The 16,561-nt window shown below is 39.2% G+C and carries 16 protein-coding genes and 1 pseudogene; 13 read left to right on the top strand and 4 right to left on the bottom strand.

Annotation, left to right across the window (positions count from 1 at the left end):
* Positions 1-35 precede the first annotated feature (35 nt).
* Both ACE1CA_RS17750 and ACE1CA_RS17745 read left to right on the top strand, forming a co-directional pair.
* Complete coding sequence (locus ACE1CA_RS17750; protein ID WP_413282009.1) at positions 36-644, top strand: DUF3318 domain-containing protein; 609 nt, start codon at positions 36-38, stop codon at positions 642-644.
* A gap of 23 nt (positions 645-667) precedes the next feature.
* Positions 668-1,987, top strand: a complete 1,320-nt coding sequence (locus tag ACE1CA_RS17745) for a NupC/NupG family nucleoside CNT transporter (RefSeq protein WP_413282022.1) — start codon at positions 668-670, stop codon at positions 1,985-1,987.
* Positions 1,988-2,063: 76 nt separating this feature from the next.
* On the opposite strand, the gene ACE1CA_RS17740 is transcribed toward ACE1CA_RS17745, so the two are convergent.
* Positions 2,064-3,293: a glycosyltransferase gene (locus tag ACE1CA_RS17740; protein ID WP_413282010.1), complete on the bottom strand. Its 1,230-nt coding sequence runs from the start codon at positions 3,291-3,293 to the stop codon at positions 2,064-2,066.
* A gap of 16 nt (positions 3,294-3,309) precedes the next feature.
* Positions 3,310-4,986, bottom strand: a complete 1,677-nt coding sequence (locus tag ACE1CA_RS17735) for a glycosyltransferase family 39 protein (RefSeq protein WP_413282011.1) — start codon at positions 4,984-4,986, stop codon at positions 3,310-3,312.
* 181 nt (positions 4,987-5,167) lie between these two features.
* On the opposite strand from ACE1CA_RS17735, the gene ACE1CA_RS17730 reads away from it, so the two are divergent.
* The 4 genes from ACE1CA_RS17730 to ACE1CA_RS17715 all read left to right on the top strand — a co-directional run bounded on the left by ACE1CA_RS17730 (position 5,168) and on the right by ACE1CA_RS17715 (position 8,805).
* A complete protein-coding gene (locus ACE1CA_RS17730) occupies positions 5,168-6,166 on the top strand; it encodes a glycosyltransferase family 2 protein (RefSeq protein WP_413282012.1) in 999 nt (332 codons plus the stop codon).
* A 4-nt stretch (positions 6,167-6,170) separates the two neighbouring features.
* Positions 6,171-6,872, top strand: coding sequence for a TVP38/TMEM64 family protein (locus ACE1CA_RS17725; RefSeq protein ID WP_459563741.1), 702 nt, complete (start codon positions 6,171-6,173; stop codon positions 6,870-6,872).
* A 107-nt stretch (positions 6,873-6,979) separates the two neighbouring features.
* Positions 6,980-8,119 carry a 7,8-didemethyl-8-hydroxy-5-deazariboflavin synthase subunit CofH gene (gene cofH / locus ACE1CA_RS17720; RefSeq protein ID WP_413282014.1) on the top strand — a complete coding sequence of 380 codons (1,140 nt, stop codon included), beginning with the start codon at positions 6,980-6,982 and terminating at the stop codon, positions 8,117-8,119.
* 173 nt (positions 8,120-8,292) lie between these two features.
* The gene (locus tag ACE1CA_RS17715; protein WP_413282015.1) at positions 8,293-8,805 is read left to right on the top strand and encodes a hypothetical protein; all 513 of its coding nucleotides are present in this window, start codon (positions 8,293-8,295) and stop codon (positions 8,803-8,805) included.
* Positions 8,806-9,011: 206 nt separating this feature from the next.
* Here the strand turns inward: ACE1CA_RS17715 and ACE1CA_RS17710 are convergent, their stop codons facing one another.
* Positions 9,012-9,353, bottom strand: coding sequence for a DUF29 family protein (locus ACE1CA_RS17710; protein ID WP_413282016.1), 342 nt, complete (start codon positions 9,351-9,353; stop codon positions 9,012-9,014).
* Positions 9,254-9,598 (bottom strand): annotated as a pseudogene (locus ACE1CA_RS17705) (DUF29 domain-containing protein); the annotation flags it as partial. The gene ACE1CA_RS17710 and the pseudogene ACE1CA_RS17705, both read right to left, overlap by 100 nt.
* A 135-nt stretch (positions 9,599-9,733) precedes the next feature.
* Between ACE1CA_RS17705 and ACE1CA_RS17700 the strand changes: the two are divergent.
* The 7 genes from ACE1CA_RS17700 (at position 9,734) to tilS (ending at position 16,514) form a co-directional block, all read left to right on the top strand.
* Positions 9,734-11,467: a DUF3352 domain-containing protein gene (locus ACE1CA_RS17700; protein WP_486517424.1), complete on the top strand. Its 1,734-nt coding sequence runs from the start codon at positions 9,734-9,736 to the stop codon at positions 11,465-11,467.
* Between the two features lie 315 nt (positions 11,468-11,782).
* Positions 11,783-12,832: a c-type cytochrome biogenesis protein CcsB gene (gene ccsB / locus ACE1CA_RS17695; protein ID WP_413282019.1), complete on the top strand. Its 1,050-nt coding sequence runs from the start codon at positions 11,783-11,785 to the stop codon at positions 12,830-12,832.
* 271 nt (positions 12,833-13,103) lie between these two features.
* Positions 13,104-13,472, top strand: coding sequence for a response regulator (locus ACE1CA_RS17690; RefSeq protein ID WP_413282020.1), 369 nt, complete (start codon positions 13,104-13,106; stop codon positions 13,470-13,472).
* A gap of 88 nt (positions 13,473-13,560) precedes the next feature.
* Positions 13,561-13,869 carry a KGK domain-containing protein gene (locus tag ACE1CA_RS17685; RefSeq protein ID WP_413282021.1) on the top strand — a complete coding sequence of 103 codons (309 nt, stop codon included), beginning with the start codon at positions 13,561-13,563 and terminating at the stop codon, positions 13,867-13,869.
* Positions 13,870-14,006: 137 nt separating this feature from the next.
* Entirely contained in the window at positions 14,007-15,119 is a 1,113-nt protein-coding gene (locus ACE1CA_RS17680) for an IS630 family transposase (protein ID WP_486517980.1), read from the top strand.
* Between the two features lie 18 nt (positions 15,120-15,137).
* Positions 15,138-15,467 (top strand): KGK domain-containing protein, encoded by a 330-nt coding sequence (locus ACE1CA_RS17675; RefSeq protein WP_413281092.1) that lies wholly within the window; start codon positions 15,138-15,140, stop codon positions 15,465-15,467.
* A 60-nt stretch (positions 15,468-15,527) separates the two neighbouring features.
* Positions 15,528-16,514 (top strand): tRNA lysidine(34) synthetase TilS, encoded by a 987-nt coding sequence (tilS, locus tag ACE1CA_RS17670; RefSeq protein WP_413281093.1) that lies wholly within the window; start codon positions 15,528-15,530, stop codon positions 16,512-16,514.
* The last annotated feature ends 47 nt before the right edge of the window (positions 16,515-16,561 follow it).

The following is a 16,561-nucleotide window of genomic DNA, read 5'->3' as shown; positions in this document are numbered from 1 at the left end:
TGTCTTCTGCCTTCCGTTTTTCTTAAATCGACATTATGGAGCCAAAAACAGAAATTAGTCGCCTTTCGGATATTATGCCAGCCTCCGGTCGGATGATGTGTAAAATCATCAGTAAACCAGAGCAAAAAACAGTCATAGAAAGCCCTTATCCTTTACCTTGGACTGGGACAAGAGAAATTTGGATTAACTTTGATTTGTGGGGTCGTTTACCTCAACAACAACGAGATTTGTTGTTGTTAAGAACTGTTTCTTGGCTAGTAGGAATTAAATGGTTTAAACCTGATGTTTATCAAGGTATGGTAGTAGCTTCACTTTTGGGGGGAGTATTTGAACTGGTGCAGCGAGATGTAGTTGGTGTAGTAGTTGCGGGGGGATTAACTGCATTAGCAAGTACTCAAATTTGGCGGAATAATCGCAGTTACCAAAATCAACTTTCTGCCGATGAAGCTGCTATTAAAGTAGCGATTCGTCGGGGTTATTCGGAAACAGAAGCTACTCAAAGTTTAATCCGTGCGATCGATGCTGTAGCGCAAATAGAAGGGCGTTCTAACTTAGATTTTATCGAATTATTGCGCCGCCAAAATTTAAGAGCGATCGCAGGTCTTTCCCCAGTAGGTGTCCCAGAAACAATTAAAAAAGATTGAATAACATTCTTTTTAACTTTGATATGCCTCATCCGATTTACCTAAATCTAATTTCCTTTTTAGGAATTTGGGTATTTTGTATCATAGTTTGGCTGTTTTCTGAACAACGAAAAATCATTCCTTGGCGAGTCATAATTGGCGGCATATTCTTACAGTTTGTTTTGGGATTCCTTGTATTTCAATTTCCCTTGACTAGAACAGCTTTAGAAATATTTAGCAGTTTATTAGACAGCATATTTTTAGCAGCAGATGTAGGGGCAAACTTTGTATTTGGTAAAAACATTGTCCCTTTACCGGGAAAACCGCCAGATGTGAATTTAGGCTATATTTTTGCTTTTCGCGCCCTCCCATCAATCATTTTTTTCTCAGGTTTAATAGCCTTACTTTATAACCTGGGAATAATTCAAATTATCACCAACTTTTTCGCCAAAGTTTTTTACAAAACTATGAGATTAAGTGGCGCAGAATCTCTAAGTGGTGCAGCCAATATATTTGTTGGAATTGAAGCAGCAATTGCCGTTAAACCCTACATTCCCAAAATGACACGCAGCGAAATTTGTGCGATTTTGTCTTGTTGTTTTGGGACTGTCGCTTCTTCCACATTAGCAATTTATGTGAGTTTCCTTAAACCTGTATTTCCTAACATTTTAGGACACTTGGTATCAGCATCAATTATGGCGATACCTGCCTGTTTTGTCTTATCTAAAATCTTAGTACCAGAAACAGAAACTCCTCTAACAGCCGGAGGAGTACCTGTAGAAAAAAAGTCGGAAAATGAGGCAGAAAATTTACCATTAGAAACAGTAGCCGGAGAACAAATTGAACGAGTTAGTCCAATGGATGCTGCAATTTTGGGCGCACTTGATGGGGTGAAAATGGCTGTTTCTATTGCGGCAATATTAATTTTAATTTTGGGGTTAGTTTCGTTAATTAATCAATTATTAGGTACTAACACTTTACAAACTATTCTCGGAGTTCTATTTTTTCCCTTAACATTATTAACGGGAATTTCCTTAGATGAAGCTTGGATAGCTTCGGTAATTATTGGCAGGAGACTGTTAGAAACAGAAATTCCTTGTTACTTAGCTTTAGCAGAAGCAGCAGAGGCGGGAAAAATTAGCGATCGCACCGTCCTAATTCTCAGCTACGCTTTAAGTGGATTCGCTCATATCGCCTCAGTTGGCATCTTCGTCGGTGGTACAATTGCTTTAGCACCTTCGCGCCGCAAAGACATTTCCTCACTCGCTTGGAAAGCATTATTTGTTGGCACTTTAGCAACTTTAATGATTGCTTGTGTCGCCGGATTTTATGATACAGGAAATCCCAGCATTTTAGGTAAATAAACAATAGGTTTGTTGTGAGGACTTTAGTCCTTCTTCGCCTACTTGGGAAGCACTGAAGTACTCACAACCAACCTGATTATTTATCTACAACTGTCACTCGCCAACTTAATTTTAAGTTAATCCAGAAATTCCAGAAAGTGACAATTCCAATTGCAATTAAATTTGCTGCATATCTACCGTAAGGTAAATGAGCAAATCCTAACACATTAAACAACAAATTCAGCAGCAACACATTTAAAATTAGTCCTGCCAAACAAACCAAATTGAATTTTAAAAACCTTTGGAAACGCTGACGGTTGCCTCGCTGTTTTCGGGAAATATCGCCAAAAGTCCAAGCATCATTCCACAGAAAGTTGTTCACAATTGCCAACTCGGAAGCAATGATTTTACTGCGAGTTAAACCCCAACCTAAAGTAGTTGGGTCGCTCAACAAGTAAAGTACTATCATATCAACAAATACGCCACTAAAACCGACAATGGCGAAGCGCAAAAATCGACTGACAGGCCAAAGCGATAAGCGCAATCTGAGTAAATGTTGAATATATTCTATGTATTGTTTTCCGGTAACTTTACTTTCGCCATGTTGACGTTCTTGGAAAACGTAACCGACTTCAGCTATCCAACGGATTTTTCCTCTACCTAACACTTCAATGAGGATTTTATAACCCAAAGGATTCATTTCCCGACCAACAACACAGGCACGACGTACCAAAAAATAACCTGTCATCGGGTCAGAAACTCGACTTACTACTTCTGGACAAATAACTAATCCTAAAAGTTGTGCGCCACGAGATAAAAACCTTCGAGTAATACTCCATTCACTCACGCCACCGCCTTCTACGTGACGACTGGCGATCGCTAAATCTGCCCCCCCTTCAATTTCTGCCCAAAGCTGCAATAATAACTCTGGGGGATGCTGAAGGTCGCCATCTATCACCCCTAAAACCTGTCCCCTCGCCACTTGCCAGCCACGAATTACCGCCGTTGAAAGTCCCCTTTCCTCCACTCTTCGCATCACTCGCAATTGAGGATACTCCGAAATTAACTCGGCTGCCACTTCCCAAGTACCATCAGGACTATTATCATCCACCACAATTAGCTCATAAAGTCCCGGCATCACCTCATCTAAGAGATGGGACAATTGGCTGATTAACCGCTTAATATTTTTCCTCTCGTTGTAAGTTGGCACAACTAAGGAAAATAACAGCGACTCACTCCCCACATAGACAGGCGCAGGTGGTAAAGCCGGAATTACCAAAGCGCCTGATGGTGCTGACAGCAGTAAATTAAATTGGCTAATATTCATCGAGCCAGATGCTTAACTATTTAGAAGAAAGAGTGTAAACCTTAACGGTAAACTTATCCATACTCATAGTGCCAGAAAGCTGTTTTTGTTTGGTTAGTTGGAAACCTGAGTGTAAAATTTTGTCAATTTTTTGGTTTTCTTGTTCCCTTTCTGCTTCAGTTTTCAGCCTAGACCACACAGGATTGGCACTATCCAACCAAATAATTCGCGGATAAACTGAGGTTTTTGTTTCACTGAGGACTTTTTCCAAGCTAGGAGCAAGTTTAGCTGGGGGTCGAGCTAGTAACCTCACTGGCGTGGTAGGTGGAGTATAGTAAGCTAAACGGAGAACATGACCCCAAGCATTAGAATTTAATACTACTAGAGTAGGCGTTGTTGGTTCCTGTTGAATTAAGTCAGCTATTTGATGAAACATCAAACGGGGTCTGAGACTGAAATCGCTAATGCCAATGCTCAAGTACAATACTAGTAAAGTTAGTGCGATCGGCATTTGCCATTTTCCAGCTACCTTTTCCAACCAAAGAGTAATTAACAATAAGCATCCAGGCAAAATAAAAATCATTGTGCGACCATAGCCAAAACCAACGGTGAATTTGCCATTGATAATGTCTACTGCTGATGCCAGTAATATTGGTAAAATTCCTAACACTAGGGCAATAATTAAGTTGCGACGTACTCCTTGTCGCCAGAGGCTAATTGTACAGGCTGTTAGTAAGAAAATCATTATGCAACCTGTAATTGTCGGGATAGTTGGGGGTAAACTTGTTACCCAATCTCCTAATACTAATTGCGATCCTAAAGTTTGCGCCACATCCCATAAATGTTGTATACCACCTGCGCGATCGAATTGACCACCTAAATTAGGACGATTGCGGAGTTGCTGTTTAGTTCCCCAGAGAATCCAAGGAATTGTTAGCACTACGCCAGCACCTAAACGTAATCCATGCTGCCACCAATGAGACCGATCGCAAATCAGCACCAGGATAGATAATGTGATTAACCAGTAAGCAAAAAGATACTGGGTTAGTAATCCTGCTGCCACTGCACCAATTAACAAGATATTCCACAAAATCAGCTTCAGAAAATCTTTCTTGGGCGCTGTTGTTTTCTCCTGAGTCGGGAATTTAATTAACTCTAACAACGCCCAAACACTTAAAATTGTCCAGAGAACTAAACCCCCATACATCCGAATGTTGAGGGAGTGAGATAAATAATAAGGATTGGTTGCTAATAATGCCGCTAGTAACAATCCCCCGCGATGTCCTAGCAATAACCGTCCTAGTCCATAAGCGGCAAAAATGGCGATTAAACTTAAGAAAACTATTAGACCACGAGTAGCTATCTCACTGTTACCAAACAGCCCGATCCAGAAATGTAGCGAGAGAAAAGAAAGGGGGGGATGAACATCACCAAGCAAACCTTTGAAGACATTTCTAACTGTTGCGATCGCTTCTCCCAAATTGGCTGGCGCTGGTAAACTTAACAAAGCAGTGTAGTCACGCAGCGGTACTGGCGAAGCTCCAGGCCCTTTGTAGTTCACATTTTGCCCAGTAGCAACTATCAGGGATAATACTTCGTCATACCAGAATTCTCGGCTTCCCAGATAAATTAAGCGTAAGACAACACCGATGGCAATGGCTAAAAAAGCTATTAGTTCCAATGCCGGACGCATCATTAGGTTTGGTTTGGTCATAAGATAAATCTAGTTATAGGTGCTAATCACAATTGCTGGTCATTGTTTATTGTTCCCAAATCAGTATCCTGAATTGGTTGTTAAGCTTTAGGTTAAATAAAATTAACTGTGCTAAAAAAGTGCCATCCCCTAGTGATTCTGGGAATTCTGAATTAAGGACTATTTTCTATAGGTTTTTACTATGCCTGATGCCGCAAAACTTCCAGAACTCTCTATAGTTGTGCCTCTTTATAATGAGGAACTAAATATTGATTATCTATTTGAGCGGTTAGAATCCGTATTAGAACGGTTGTCAAGTACATACGAAATTGTTTGTGTGAATGACGGCAGTAAAGACAATACATTGCAATGTTTGGTAGACCATCATTATCGTAACCCTGCGATTAAAGTAGTCAATTTATCCCGCAACTTTGGCAAGGAAATTGCTCTGACTGCTGGCATTGATTATGCTGTTGGTGCAGCAGTAATTCCGATCGATGCTGATTTACAAGATCCACCAGAATTAATTGGAGAATTGGTCGATAAATGGCGATCGGGTTATGATGTGGTTTATGCGACTAGACGATCGCGCCAAGGAGAAAGTTGGTTAAAAAAGATTACTGCTCTAGCTTTTTATAGCACAATTGGTAAGATGAGTCGCGTTCCCATTCCGGCTAATACTGGCGACTTTCGTTTATTAGATCGCAAAGTAGTAGAAGCATTAAAACAATTACCAGAAAGAACGCGATTTATGAAAGGTTTGTTTGCTTGGGTAGGATTTAAGCAGACTTCTGTAATATTCGATCGTCAACCCCGATTAAAAGGCAAAACCACTTGGAATTATTGGCGACTTTGGAACTTCGCCATTGATGGCATTACTTCTTTTAGTTTATTGCCTTTAAAAATTTGGACTTATATAGGTTTCATTATTTCTTTGCTTTCCTTCCTTTACGCCTCATTCTTAGTAATTCGTACCATAATTTATGGAGTTGATTGGCCTGGATATGCTTCATTAATGGTAGCTGTACTTTTCTTAGGTGGAATACAGTTACTAACACTAGGAATAATAGGTGAATATTTAGGTCGAGTTTATGAAGAAGTAAAAAGCCGACCACTTTATTTAGTACGAGAACTATATGGGATTGAATCACAAAATGAAGTAGTTACTTCCCAAACTCATTTATTTAACCCCAAGGAGTAGTAAATTGAATTTGAAAAGCAGTATTTTTTTACTGACCCTAATCTGTCTAATAGCAACAGGTTTAGCAATTTACTTATTAGGTGGAATTAACCCAAATCAATTACAACTTTGGTTAAAACAAGCTGGGATTTGGGCACCAATAATTTATATCGTAATTTATACGATCGCCACAATTTTAGTCATGCCCTCCACAGCATTAAACCTCACAGGTGGCGCAATATTTGGCCCTTGGTTAGGTACACTTTGGACAAGCATTGGTGCAATAGTCGCAGCCATAGTAGCATTTATTTTTGCCCGCACCTCTGGCAGAGAATTTGTCGCCCGCAGACTAGCCGGAAAATGGCAAGCAATGGACGCAGAAATGCAACAAGGCGGCTTATTTTATATGTTCGCCATTCGCTTATTACCAATAATTCCTTACGGATTAGTTAACTTTGCAGCTGGCTTAACTTCAATTCGGTTTCGTGACTATCTTTTAGGGACAATTTTAGGCACAGTACCCGGAATATTACCCTTTGTACTATTAGGAAGTTCAGGATTACGAGCTATTAGAACTGGAGATATTTTGCCTTTAGTCGGTGCATTAGCATTAACCGGAATCTTAGTTGCTGGTGCAACTTGGTATCGACGGCGACGCAGCAACCCCAGAAAAGCTTTAACAGAAATTGAACGAAAATCTAGTAATCATCCAAATACTGAAGATTAAAATTATATTTTATACTAAATTTCGCTGTAGAGACCTTTCATGAAACATCTCTACAATGTTCGTAAAAGTCAATAAAATAAAGAAGTTCCGCTCTCCTGAAATATGCCGTGATTACTAAAACAGTTGATGCAATTCTCGATCGCGCCCTCGCAGGTTACGATATATCAGAAGCAGAAGGAATTTTACTTTTGCAGCAAATAGATGCAGATATTATTGATGCTATTCGCGCCACTGCTGACGAACTGCGAAAACGCCAAGTCGGAGATACAGTAACTTATGTCATTAATCGCAACATTAATTTTACTAACATCTGCGAACAGCATTGTAGTTTTTGCGCTTTTCGTCGTGACGAAGGAGAAACAGGCGCTTATTGGTTAGATTTAACCCAAATTTTAGAAAAAAGTACTGATGCAGTGCAAAGAGGTGCTACCGAAATTTGTATGCAGGGAGGACTCAACCCTAAAGCTAAACTTAATGGCACTTCTTTAGATTACTATCTCAACATAATTAAAGGCATTAAAAACGCATTTCCTGAATTACATTTACACGCTTTTTCCCCGCAAGAAATACAATTTATTGCCAGAGAAGATGGATTGACATACACTGAAGTAATTACCGCTTTAAAAGATGCGGGAGTTGGTTCAGTTCCTGGAACTGCTGCGGAAGTTTTAGATGATGAAATCCGCAAGGTAATTTGTCCTGAAAAAATTGATTCTACGACTTGGTTAGAAATTATTGGTACTGCACATAAATTAGGTTTGCCTACAACAAGTACCATGCTTTCGGGACATATTGAAGCACCCGAACAGCAAATTAAACATTTTAGTTTATTACGAAAACTGCAACAAACTGCTAGAGAAAAGGGATTTGTTGGCTTTACGGAATTTATTCTTTTGCCTTTTGTGGGACAAGAAGCACCGAAGCCGCTACGCCGCCGAGTAGGGAGAGATCAACCAGTTTTATCAGATGCACTTTTGCTGACTGCTGTTGCAAGAATTTTTCTGGGAAATTGGATTATTAATCATCAACCGAGTTGGGTAAAACTTGGTTTGGAAGGTGCGACTACTGCTTTAACTTGGGGTTGTAATGATATTGGCGGAACTTTAATGGAAGAACATATTACAACAATGGCAGGTGCTCAAGGTGGGACTTGCATGGAAGTAGAGACTTTACAAGCTGCAATTAGTTCTTTGGGTCGTAGTTACCAGCAACGAGATACAGTTTACAAACATTTATATTGTACTTAATTAACCCCACCCCAAACCCCTCTCCGTCCACAGGGAGGGGCAATCATTAAGCGCCATTTTACAGAGAATTGGTGATACACTTACCAGCAGTTTTAAGAAGATTTGATGAAGTTGTTAGTGCAGAGATGCAACTGGGAATTCTAGGAGTGTAATACTCTAGGTCGGTTGTTTTTATGTCCAAGTTATTCCAGTTTGCTTTATTAACTCTAGCGCTACAACCTTTACCTGCACTAGCCCAAATTCAAACAGAATATGGTTTTCCCATTGCGGAAACTTCTGCTAAGGATTTACCATGTCACATGGTTACTAATAGGGGAAATACTCTCGACTTGACGAGGTTGTGTAGTGGTAGTTCTAGAACGGTAACAAGGTCTGCAATTCCAGTAGCGCAGCGTGTTCCTGTTCAGAGAAAAAGGCTTGGTTATTCTGGATTTGAAGAACAATATGATAAGTTGGCTAAGACCTATCCAGAAGAAAGGGTGAGAAATATGCTTTCTTCCAGCCGTTCTTATACTGAGTCAGTATGTAAACGATTGGAGGAAGGTAAATCTCTTGAACAAATACGTACTGAGGATGTAGAAAAGTTGAATCAACAACAGTTAAGCAACTTAATGAATAATGTAGGTAAGCAGAATATAGAAATTACTTTGAAAGTAGCTCCTCAATATTATTGTCCAGAAAATTAAGTTTTGGGGAATACGCTACGAATGTAATTTAAGTTCTGGTGAAATGCGAATTCTGGTTTTTTAATTGTAAATAAAAGATTTCGATTTTTGCTGGAGGTTTATCCGATCGCGCAAAGTGTCACTTAGGCTACGGCGCGATCGCTTTTTTTCATCTAATTTGATGTAACGACTTTAGTCGGATTGACGACTGAAGTCGTTACAACAGACTATTGAGGGAAAAATTCCAAATCTAAAATTTGTTCTAAGTCATAAGAACAGTCTGCGGGAAAGTCTTCATAATTTAGAGGGGTTTCTCGAACAGCTAAAGCTAATCCGTATTGATATGGTGTTCCGCATTTAAATTGGATTGTTTGGAAACAGAAAAAAATTCGTCTAATTCTCTCCCCTGCCCCCCTGCCCCCCTGCTCCCCTGCAATCTTAATAAGTGATTTAAATGCGTGACAGCTTATGCTTGTGCGATCGCTTCCGGTAAGTAAGGTTTTAAGCTGGGACTTTCTTCCAGAAGGTTGATAATCCTGTAACGCTGTTCTCGAATTGTCGCTATCCAACTTTTAGAACGATCAGAGGATTGAAACTCCCACTTTAACAGATGTCCTAATAATATTCCTAAACGATTTCTTAACTCCTGTCTTTCTTGTCTCCCCAAAGATTCGATTTCCTCAACTAAATTAGGTATATCTAAGCAATTCCAAATACCTTCTTGGAGAAATTTTACTTGCGCCTGTGTCCAAGCGTAAAAGTCAGTTTGGTATAAATTTGGCAGTTGAGTTACTGATGATTGTTGTTGATTCATTCGATTTGGCTTGGGGATGGTAACATTATCAAGATAAGTCGATTCATTGAAGTTAAAATCCCAGGCTTTCTCAGCTGTGGGAATTTCTAGATAATGAGAAAAAACAAGATATCTTCTCTAATCCTAACTTTAGCTGTGAGCGCTGCCATCATTAATGGTGGTGGTGCTGTTTACTGGGTATTAACTCAGGAAAAATACTCTAATGAGGATTTACCTGTAGGTGCTGCTTTAATTCCCCAAGATGCTTTAATGGCGTTATCTGTCTCGACAGATGAGCGACAATGGCAACAGTTGCGCGAGTTTGGTACGCCTCAAAGTCAAGCTGGTTTTGAGCAGAGTTTGGCGAAATTGCGCGATCGCTTTCTCACCGCCAATGGTTACAATTATCAGCAACATATCCAACCTTGGTTAGGTAAACAAGTAACTTTAGCTTTTTTACCACCTCCGAAAAAAACCTCTGAGGGGAAACTTACTAAACAAATTACCCCTGCAACTCAGTCAGAAAATGCTGATTCAGAAGTGCCGGAAGTAGAAAAACAATCAGTAGTGATGGTGTTACCAATTGATAACCCAATTCAAGCAAAACAAATATTAGAACAATCACAAAGTTCAGTGAATAAAAATCAGTGGACTGAACGCGAATATCAAGGTGTGAAGATTAAAGAAACCAAAGTAAATGAGGATGAAAGTTACTCAACAGCCGTTCTTGATACAAAATTTTTAGTAATTAGTACAGATAGCAGAGGGATCGATCGAGTAATTGATACTTACAACGGCGCGGCATCTTTAGCCAACACTCCCGGTTACAAAGAAGCTTTGCAGAAAATTGCTGACAACCGAGATTTTGCTAAATTATATGTAAATATTCCCGCCGCCGCAGTAGCAGCCAAAACAACTCAACAGCAACTCTCTCCCCAAGGATTAGAACAAATTCAACAACAGCAAGGTTTGGCAGCAAATATTATTTTAGAATCCCAAGGAATTAGATTTAAAAGTATTTCTTGGTTAAAGCCAAATAGCCAACGAAGATACCAAATCAGTAATAATGCAGGAGAGATGCCGCAACTATTACCAGCTAACACTTTAATGATGGTTTCTGGGGGAAATTTAAAACAGTTTTGGCAGGAATATGTCCAAGGTGCAGAATCAAACCCTATGACTCCTTTTAAACCAAAAGAGTTAAGAAGTGCAGTCAAAAGTTTTTCTGGACTAGATTTAGATCGAGATTTAGTTTCTTGGATGGGAGGAGAATTTTCTTTATCATTAATTCCAACAAAGCAATCAAATACTCTATCGACAAATATTGAGCCAGGTATAGTGTTTATGGTGAAAAGTAGCGATCGCCAAACTGCCGAAAAAAATCTGGCACAACTCAATGCAGTAATGAGTAATAAATACAAATTTAAAACAGAAAAAAGTCAATTAGCTAATCAACCAGTAGTCAATTTAATTTCTCCAACATTAGGAGTAAAAATGTCCCAAGGTTGGTTAAATAGCAATGTCGCTTTTTTCACTTTAGGTGCGCCGATCGCAAATGAAATAGTGCCTCGACCTCAAAAAAAATTGACGGAAAACGAATTATTCCGCAGTACAATTCCGTCAGAACTTAAACCTAATAACGGTCACTTTTTCATTAATATTGAACGAATGGGAGTAGATACCACAGCTAACTTACTGAGTTTTTTATTTCGACTTTCACCCGATGCCACTACGCAAAATAACCTCAGAAATCAGCTTTCTCCTATAAAAGCAATTGGCGTTACCGCAGCAGTCAGCGACGATCGCAGTAGCCGCTTCGACATTTTCGTTAAGCTGAAAAAAGTCAAAGAAGGGGGAATTTTGCCTGTGCCTAATGTACCACCGAAGTAGGGGACTGGGAGGTGAGGAGATGGGGGGATGGGGGGATGGGGAGATGGGGAGATCGGGGGATGGGGGGATGGGGAGATGGGGAGATGGGGGGATGGGGAGAGAAATCTGTAGCGTTATTTTTTCGGCTCTCCCGTACTCATGGTGATAAGTAAACCTAATTAATTAGCAAAGTGCCTACTCCATAAGGTTTCCCAGTCCCTAATCCCCAGTCCCCATTCCCTAAAACCAGAATTTTCCACCACAAGTGTTGGAGAGCCATTTTTTCTATTCGATAGAAGGGATTAAACTAATAAAACGATCGGGGAGAACACTTTTATGAATCTGGTTTTACTCCAGAATTGGTTAGATAACACTAGCTTTGCGATTTTATTCATGACGATGCTGATTTACTGGGGTGGCGCAGCATTTCCCAATATTCCAGTATTACCAGCATTGGGAACGGCAGGGATGACGATCGCCAACCTTTGCATCGCCTCCTTACTGGGAGCACGCTGGATAGAAGCGGGATATTTTCCCTTAAGCAACCTCTACGAATCCCTATTTTTTCTGACTTGGGGAATTACTACGATTCATTTAATCGCCGAAAATATGAGTCGTAGTCGGTTGGTAGGAGTCGTCACCGCACCTGTAGCAATGGGGATAACAGCATTTGCCGCATTATCCTTACCCGCGCAAATGCAAACCGCAGAACCACTCGTACCCGCACTCAAATCAAACTGGTTAATGATGCACGTCAGTGTGATGATGTTGAGTTATTCTTGTTTGATGGTTGGGTCTTTGTTAGCGATCGCATTTTTAGTAATTACCAGAGGAAAAAACATCGAATTACGAGGCAGTTCTGTAGGTACAGGAAGCTTTCGGAACCACAATTATCAACTACGTCGTTACGGAGATTTAGTAACACAAACCACCGCTGCTACAGTCGAACAAAATGCTGTCATTCCTCAAGAAGTCGAACATAATGGCAACTCTAAAACAGCTGTTTTAGAAGTGATTAAAACGTCAGCAAAAGAAACCGTAGTCGAACCACTTTCGCCCCAACGTCTCAACTTAGCCGAAATCCTAGATAATATTAGCTATCGAGTCATTGGCTTAGGATTTCCACTATTAACAATTGGGATTATTGCTGGGGCTGTGTGGGCTAATGAAGCATGGGGTTCTTATTGGAGTTGGGACCCCAAAGAAACCTGGGCATTAATTACTTGGTTAGTATTTGCTGCTTACCTGCACGCCCGAATTACTCGTGGTTGGCAAGGGAGAAAACCAGCAATTTTAGCAGCAACAGGGTTTGTTGTAGTCTGGGTTTGTTACTTAGGAGTTAATTTGCTAGGTAAAGGTTTACATAGCTATGGCTGGTTCTTTTAACCTTCAAGTTTAAGCGATCGGCTGACAATAATTCTTAATTGTCAGCTGGTTGCTGACTTTTTGCAAACTTATGCAAAATTACCCAAAAATACACTGTAACTTAAATATTTGTGAGTTATTCTAGAAAGTTGTATATTTAATTTGCTAATTAGCTGTCATTGAGAATTGAGCGTAATTGTCTTCCTTGCGGCAAAAGCCGATCCCTCTTACTGACTAAAGCGTAAATTAAATCTAAAAAGCTGATTAGCGTTCAGCTAAGTGTAAACTCCTTATGATTACAATTCTACTGGTCGATGATAGTCCTACTGTTAGGGCTATGGTTTCAGAACTACTCAGAAGTAAAGGTATAAAAGTTATTGAAGCAGCTGACGGCATTGAAGCAATGGAAAAAATGGAGGCTCAATGTCCAGATTTAGTAATAACTGATATCGTCATGCCCAGAATGAATGGTTATGAACTTTGTCGGTGGATAAAGACACAATTTCAGGAGAAATATATACCAGTAATTATGTGTACCAGTAAAGATCAGCAATTCGATCATTACTGGGGAATTAAACAAGGTGCAGATGCTTATGTTACTAAACCTTTTGAACCTGTGGATTTGATTAGAGCTATTAAAAAGCTTTTAGTTAGGAGTTAATAAAATAATTGCTATTTAACAGGCGAGTAAATTATAATAATCAGTCAAGATAGGAGTTCATTAATTAAATGATTCCAAAGCTATTATTATGGTAAATAAATTTGAACGAATAGACTTAGAAAACGACGTTATATCTGGAATTTCCGAAGAAATTTTCGATGGTTGTTGCACTTTTACAGCTGAAGAATTACTTCAAACCCTTAAAGAAATTTTTAATCCTAGAGAAGAGGAAATCGGTTTCTTTGAAAACGGAGTAACTTGCAAAGTTCTCAAACCTGGCAAAAATTGGCAGAAAGGAAAAATTAGAATAACCCTGGAATTTTGCCCAGACGAACCTAAACAACCAACTTCGCCACTAGACGACATTCGTAAACAAATGAAAGAAACTGAAAAATAACTCCTCTTTTTCCTCTGTGTCCTCTGCGTCTCTGCGGTTCAAAAAAATATTATTCTCAAATTAAATAGGAGTGCTAAGCTGTTAATCATTTAAATAGGGTAAAATGGAAAAGTCAACCGAGCAAAATGAGTCAGGGAATGCCAGCAAAGAATCATCTGAGTTTAGAACAAGTAGAGAAGCTACAAAAAGCCCTAAAAGATGAAGAAAATGGAAACATTAGAGAAAGAATTCTGATGTTACTGTTGCTAAATGATGGAAAAACTCAAGCTAAAATAGCGGAATTTCTGGGCTGTTCAATAAATAAAGTATCTTATTGGTGCGTACATGGAGATCCAGATAATCTGGAAAGCCTAGTGGATGAAAGGATGAAGGGGAATCATCAAAAAGCCACAGATAAATATAGAGAAATATTATTAGAGACAGTAGATAAAGAACCCAAAGAATTAGGATACGAATTTGGCAGATGGACAGCAGAAAGATTAGCAACATATTTAGCAGAAACGACAGGAATAAAATTAAGTGGGTCGCAAGTTAGGAGAATATTAGAGAAAAAAAAGTTCGTTTACCTCTGGGCGAAGTACAGCTTAGAGGGAAAGCGAGAGCCGGAAAAAAGAAAAGAATTTAAAAAGAAGATAACCGAATATTTAAAAATAGAAAAAGATAACCCAGAACGTTTACAAGTATGGTTTTGGGACGAAAGCGGTTTTAGTTTAAGCGTGATAAAAAGAAAGAATTGGTGTAAGAAAGGTAGCCGAAAAGAGGTGAGGGGAGAGCGAAGAAAGGGTCGGATTAATGTAATGGGAGGGCTGAGGTATTCCGACAAGAAAAGGTTTGTGGAGTTTCTGGATAAAAGCAATTCAGAAAGTTTTTATCAAGTGCTAAAACTGTTTTATCAAGAATTGATTGCTGAATGGGTAGCTGCTGGCAATGAAGCCGATGAATTTGCGGAAAAAGGAGCCAAAATAGTGATAATTCTAGATAATGCTAGTTTCCACAAAAAAGCTGAATATCTCCAGAAAATTGCTGCCGAAATGCCCAATATTCATTTAGAGTTTCTCCCCAAATATAGCCCGGATTATAACTTAATTGAATTAGTTTGGCATTCAGCAAAAGAATTTATTGCTAATCGACTATTTAAATCAATCGAAGAATTAGAATATTTATTGCATCAACTTTTAAATGAAGGACAGTTAATTATTAAATGGGAGCGAAAACTTAAAAATAAAGGTAATGCTCTTATCCCTGTTTAAATGCTTAACAGCTTATCTATGAATAATTTCAAGGAACTTAACAGTAAAGATGTGGTAGCTCTTAATAATTTTGACGCATTTAGAGTAAATGCAATTACTCAACAAATGTTAAAAGTGGAGCAATTTCAAGAACAAGCAATAAAATATATCATAGGAAATTCGATAGATCAAAGGGTAGAAAAGTGGCAAAAAGAAGGAGTAAGATGTGAAGTATTACAACCAGGGGGAGATTGGCAACGAGGCAAAGTTAGGATGAAAATAACCCTGGAATTTTGCCCAGACGAACCTAAACAACCACCTTCGCCACTAGACGATATTCGTAAACAAATGAAAGAAACCGAAAACTAAACCTTCCTCTTCTCTCTTCCTCTTTCTTCGTGTCCTTCGCGTCTTCGCGGTTCAATTTAAATGTTTTCTTCCTCACTCTGGACACCCCTCCACGCCCAAATACATCGCACCTTGCGACAACGGGAACTTTTACCCAAAAACCAAAATATATTAATTGCAGTATCTGGGGGACAAGATTCGCTTTGTTTAAGTAAATTACTGTTAGATTTACAATCAAAATGGGGATGGCGACTAGGAATTTGTCATTGCGATCATCGGTGGCGAAGTGACTCAGAAGCTAACGCGAATCATGTAGAAAAACTTGCTCAAAATTGGCAATTACCATTTTATTTGTCAGTCACCGATCGAGAATTAAAAAGTGAAGCGGCGGCGAGAGAATGGCGATATGAAGCATTAATTAAAGTTGCCCAAACTTTTAATTATGGCTATATTGTTACAGGGCATACAGCGAGCGATCGGGCCGAAACCCTACTCTACAACTTAACTCGTGGCAGCGGTGCCGATGGCTTACAAAGTTTAACCTGGCAAAGAAATTTAACCCAAAAAATCCAATTAATTCGCCCACTTTTAGAAATTACCCGCTTAGAAACCGCCCAATTTTGCAGCCAATTTCAACTACTAATTTGGTCAGATTCCACTAACGAAGAATTAAAATATAAGCGAAATCGCATCAGATTAGAATTAATCCCCTACCTCAAACAAAACTTCAATCCCCAAGTGGAAAAAGCCTTAGCACAAACAGCGGAACTTTTGCAAGCAGAAGTAGAATTTTTAGAAAATACTGCTCAAGAAATTCTGCAAAAAGCTACTTATAACTCTCCCATTCCGCAGATAAATCGCTCAATTTTAAGCTCCACACCTTTAGCGATTCAAAGGCGAGTGATGCGACAATTCTTACAGCAAAATTTAGGATTTGCTCCTAGTTTTGAGCAAATAGAAAAAATAACAGCTTTAATTACAGCACCTAATCGTTCTTGTACCGATCCTTTTCCCGGTGGTACGATCGCCCAAGTAGAAAACGACTGGATTCGTTTGAAAAAAGCTTAGTGCAGCAAGACAGAATCCTTCAGTTTAAATTGAAGCTCTTTCCTTCT

The sequence above is a fragment of the Floridaenema evergladense BLCC-F167 genome, assembly GCF_041929205.2.
GTDB lineage: Bacteria > Cyanobacteriota > Cyanobacteriia > Cyanobacteriales > Aerosakkonemataceae > Floridanema > Floridanema evergladense.
The sequence above is the reverse complement of the archived record's forward strand: the minus strand, read 5'-3'. Positions and strand labels throughout refer to the sequence as shown.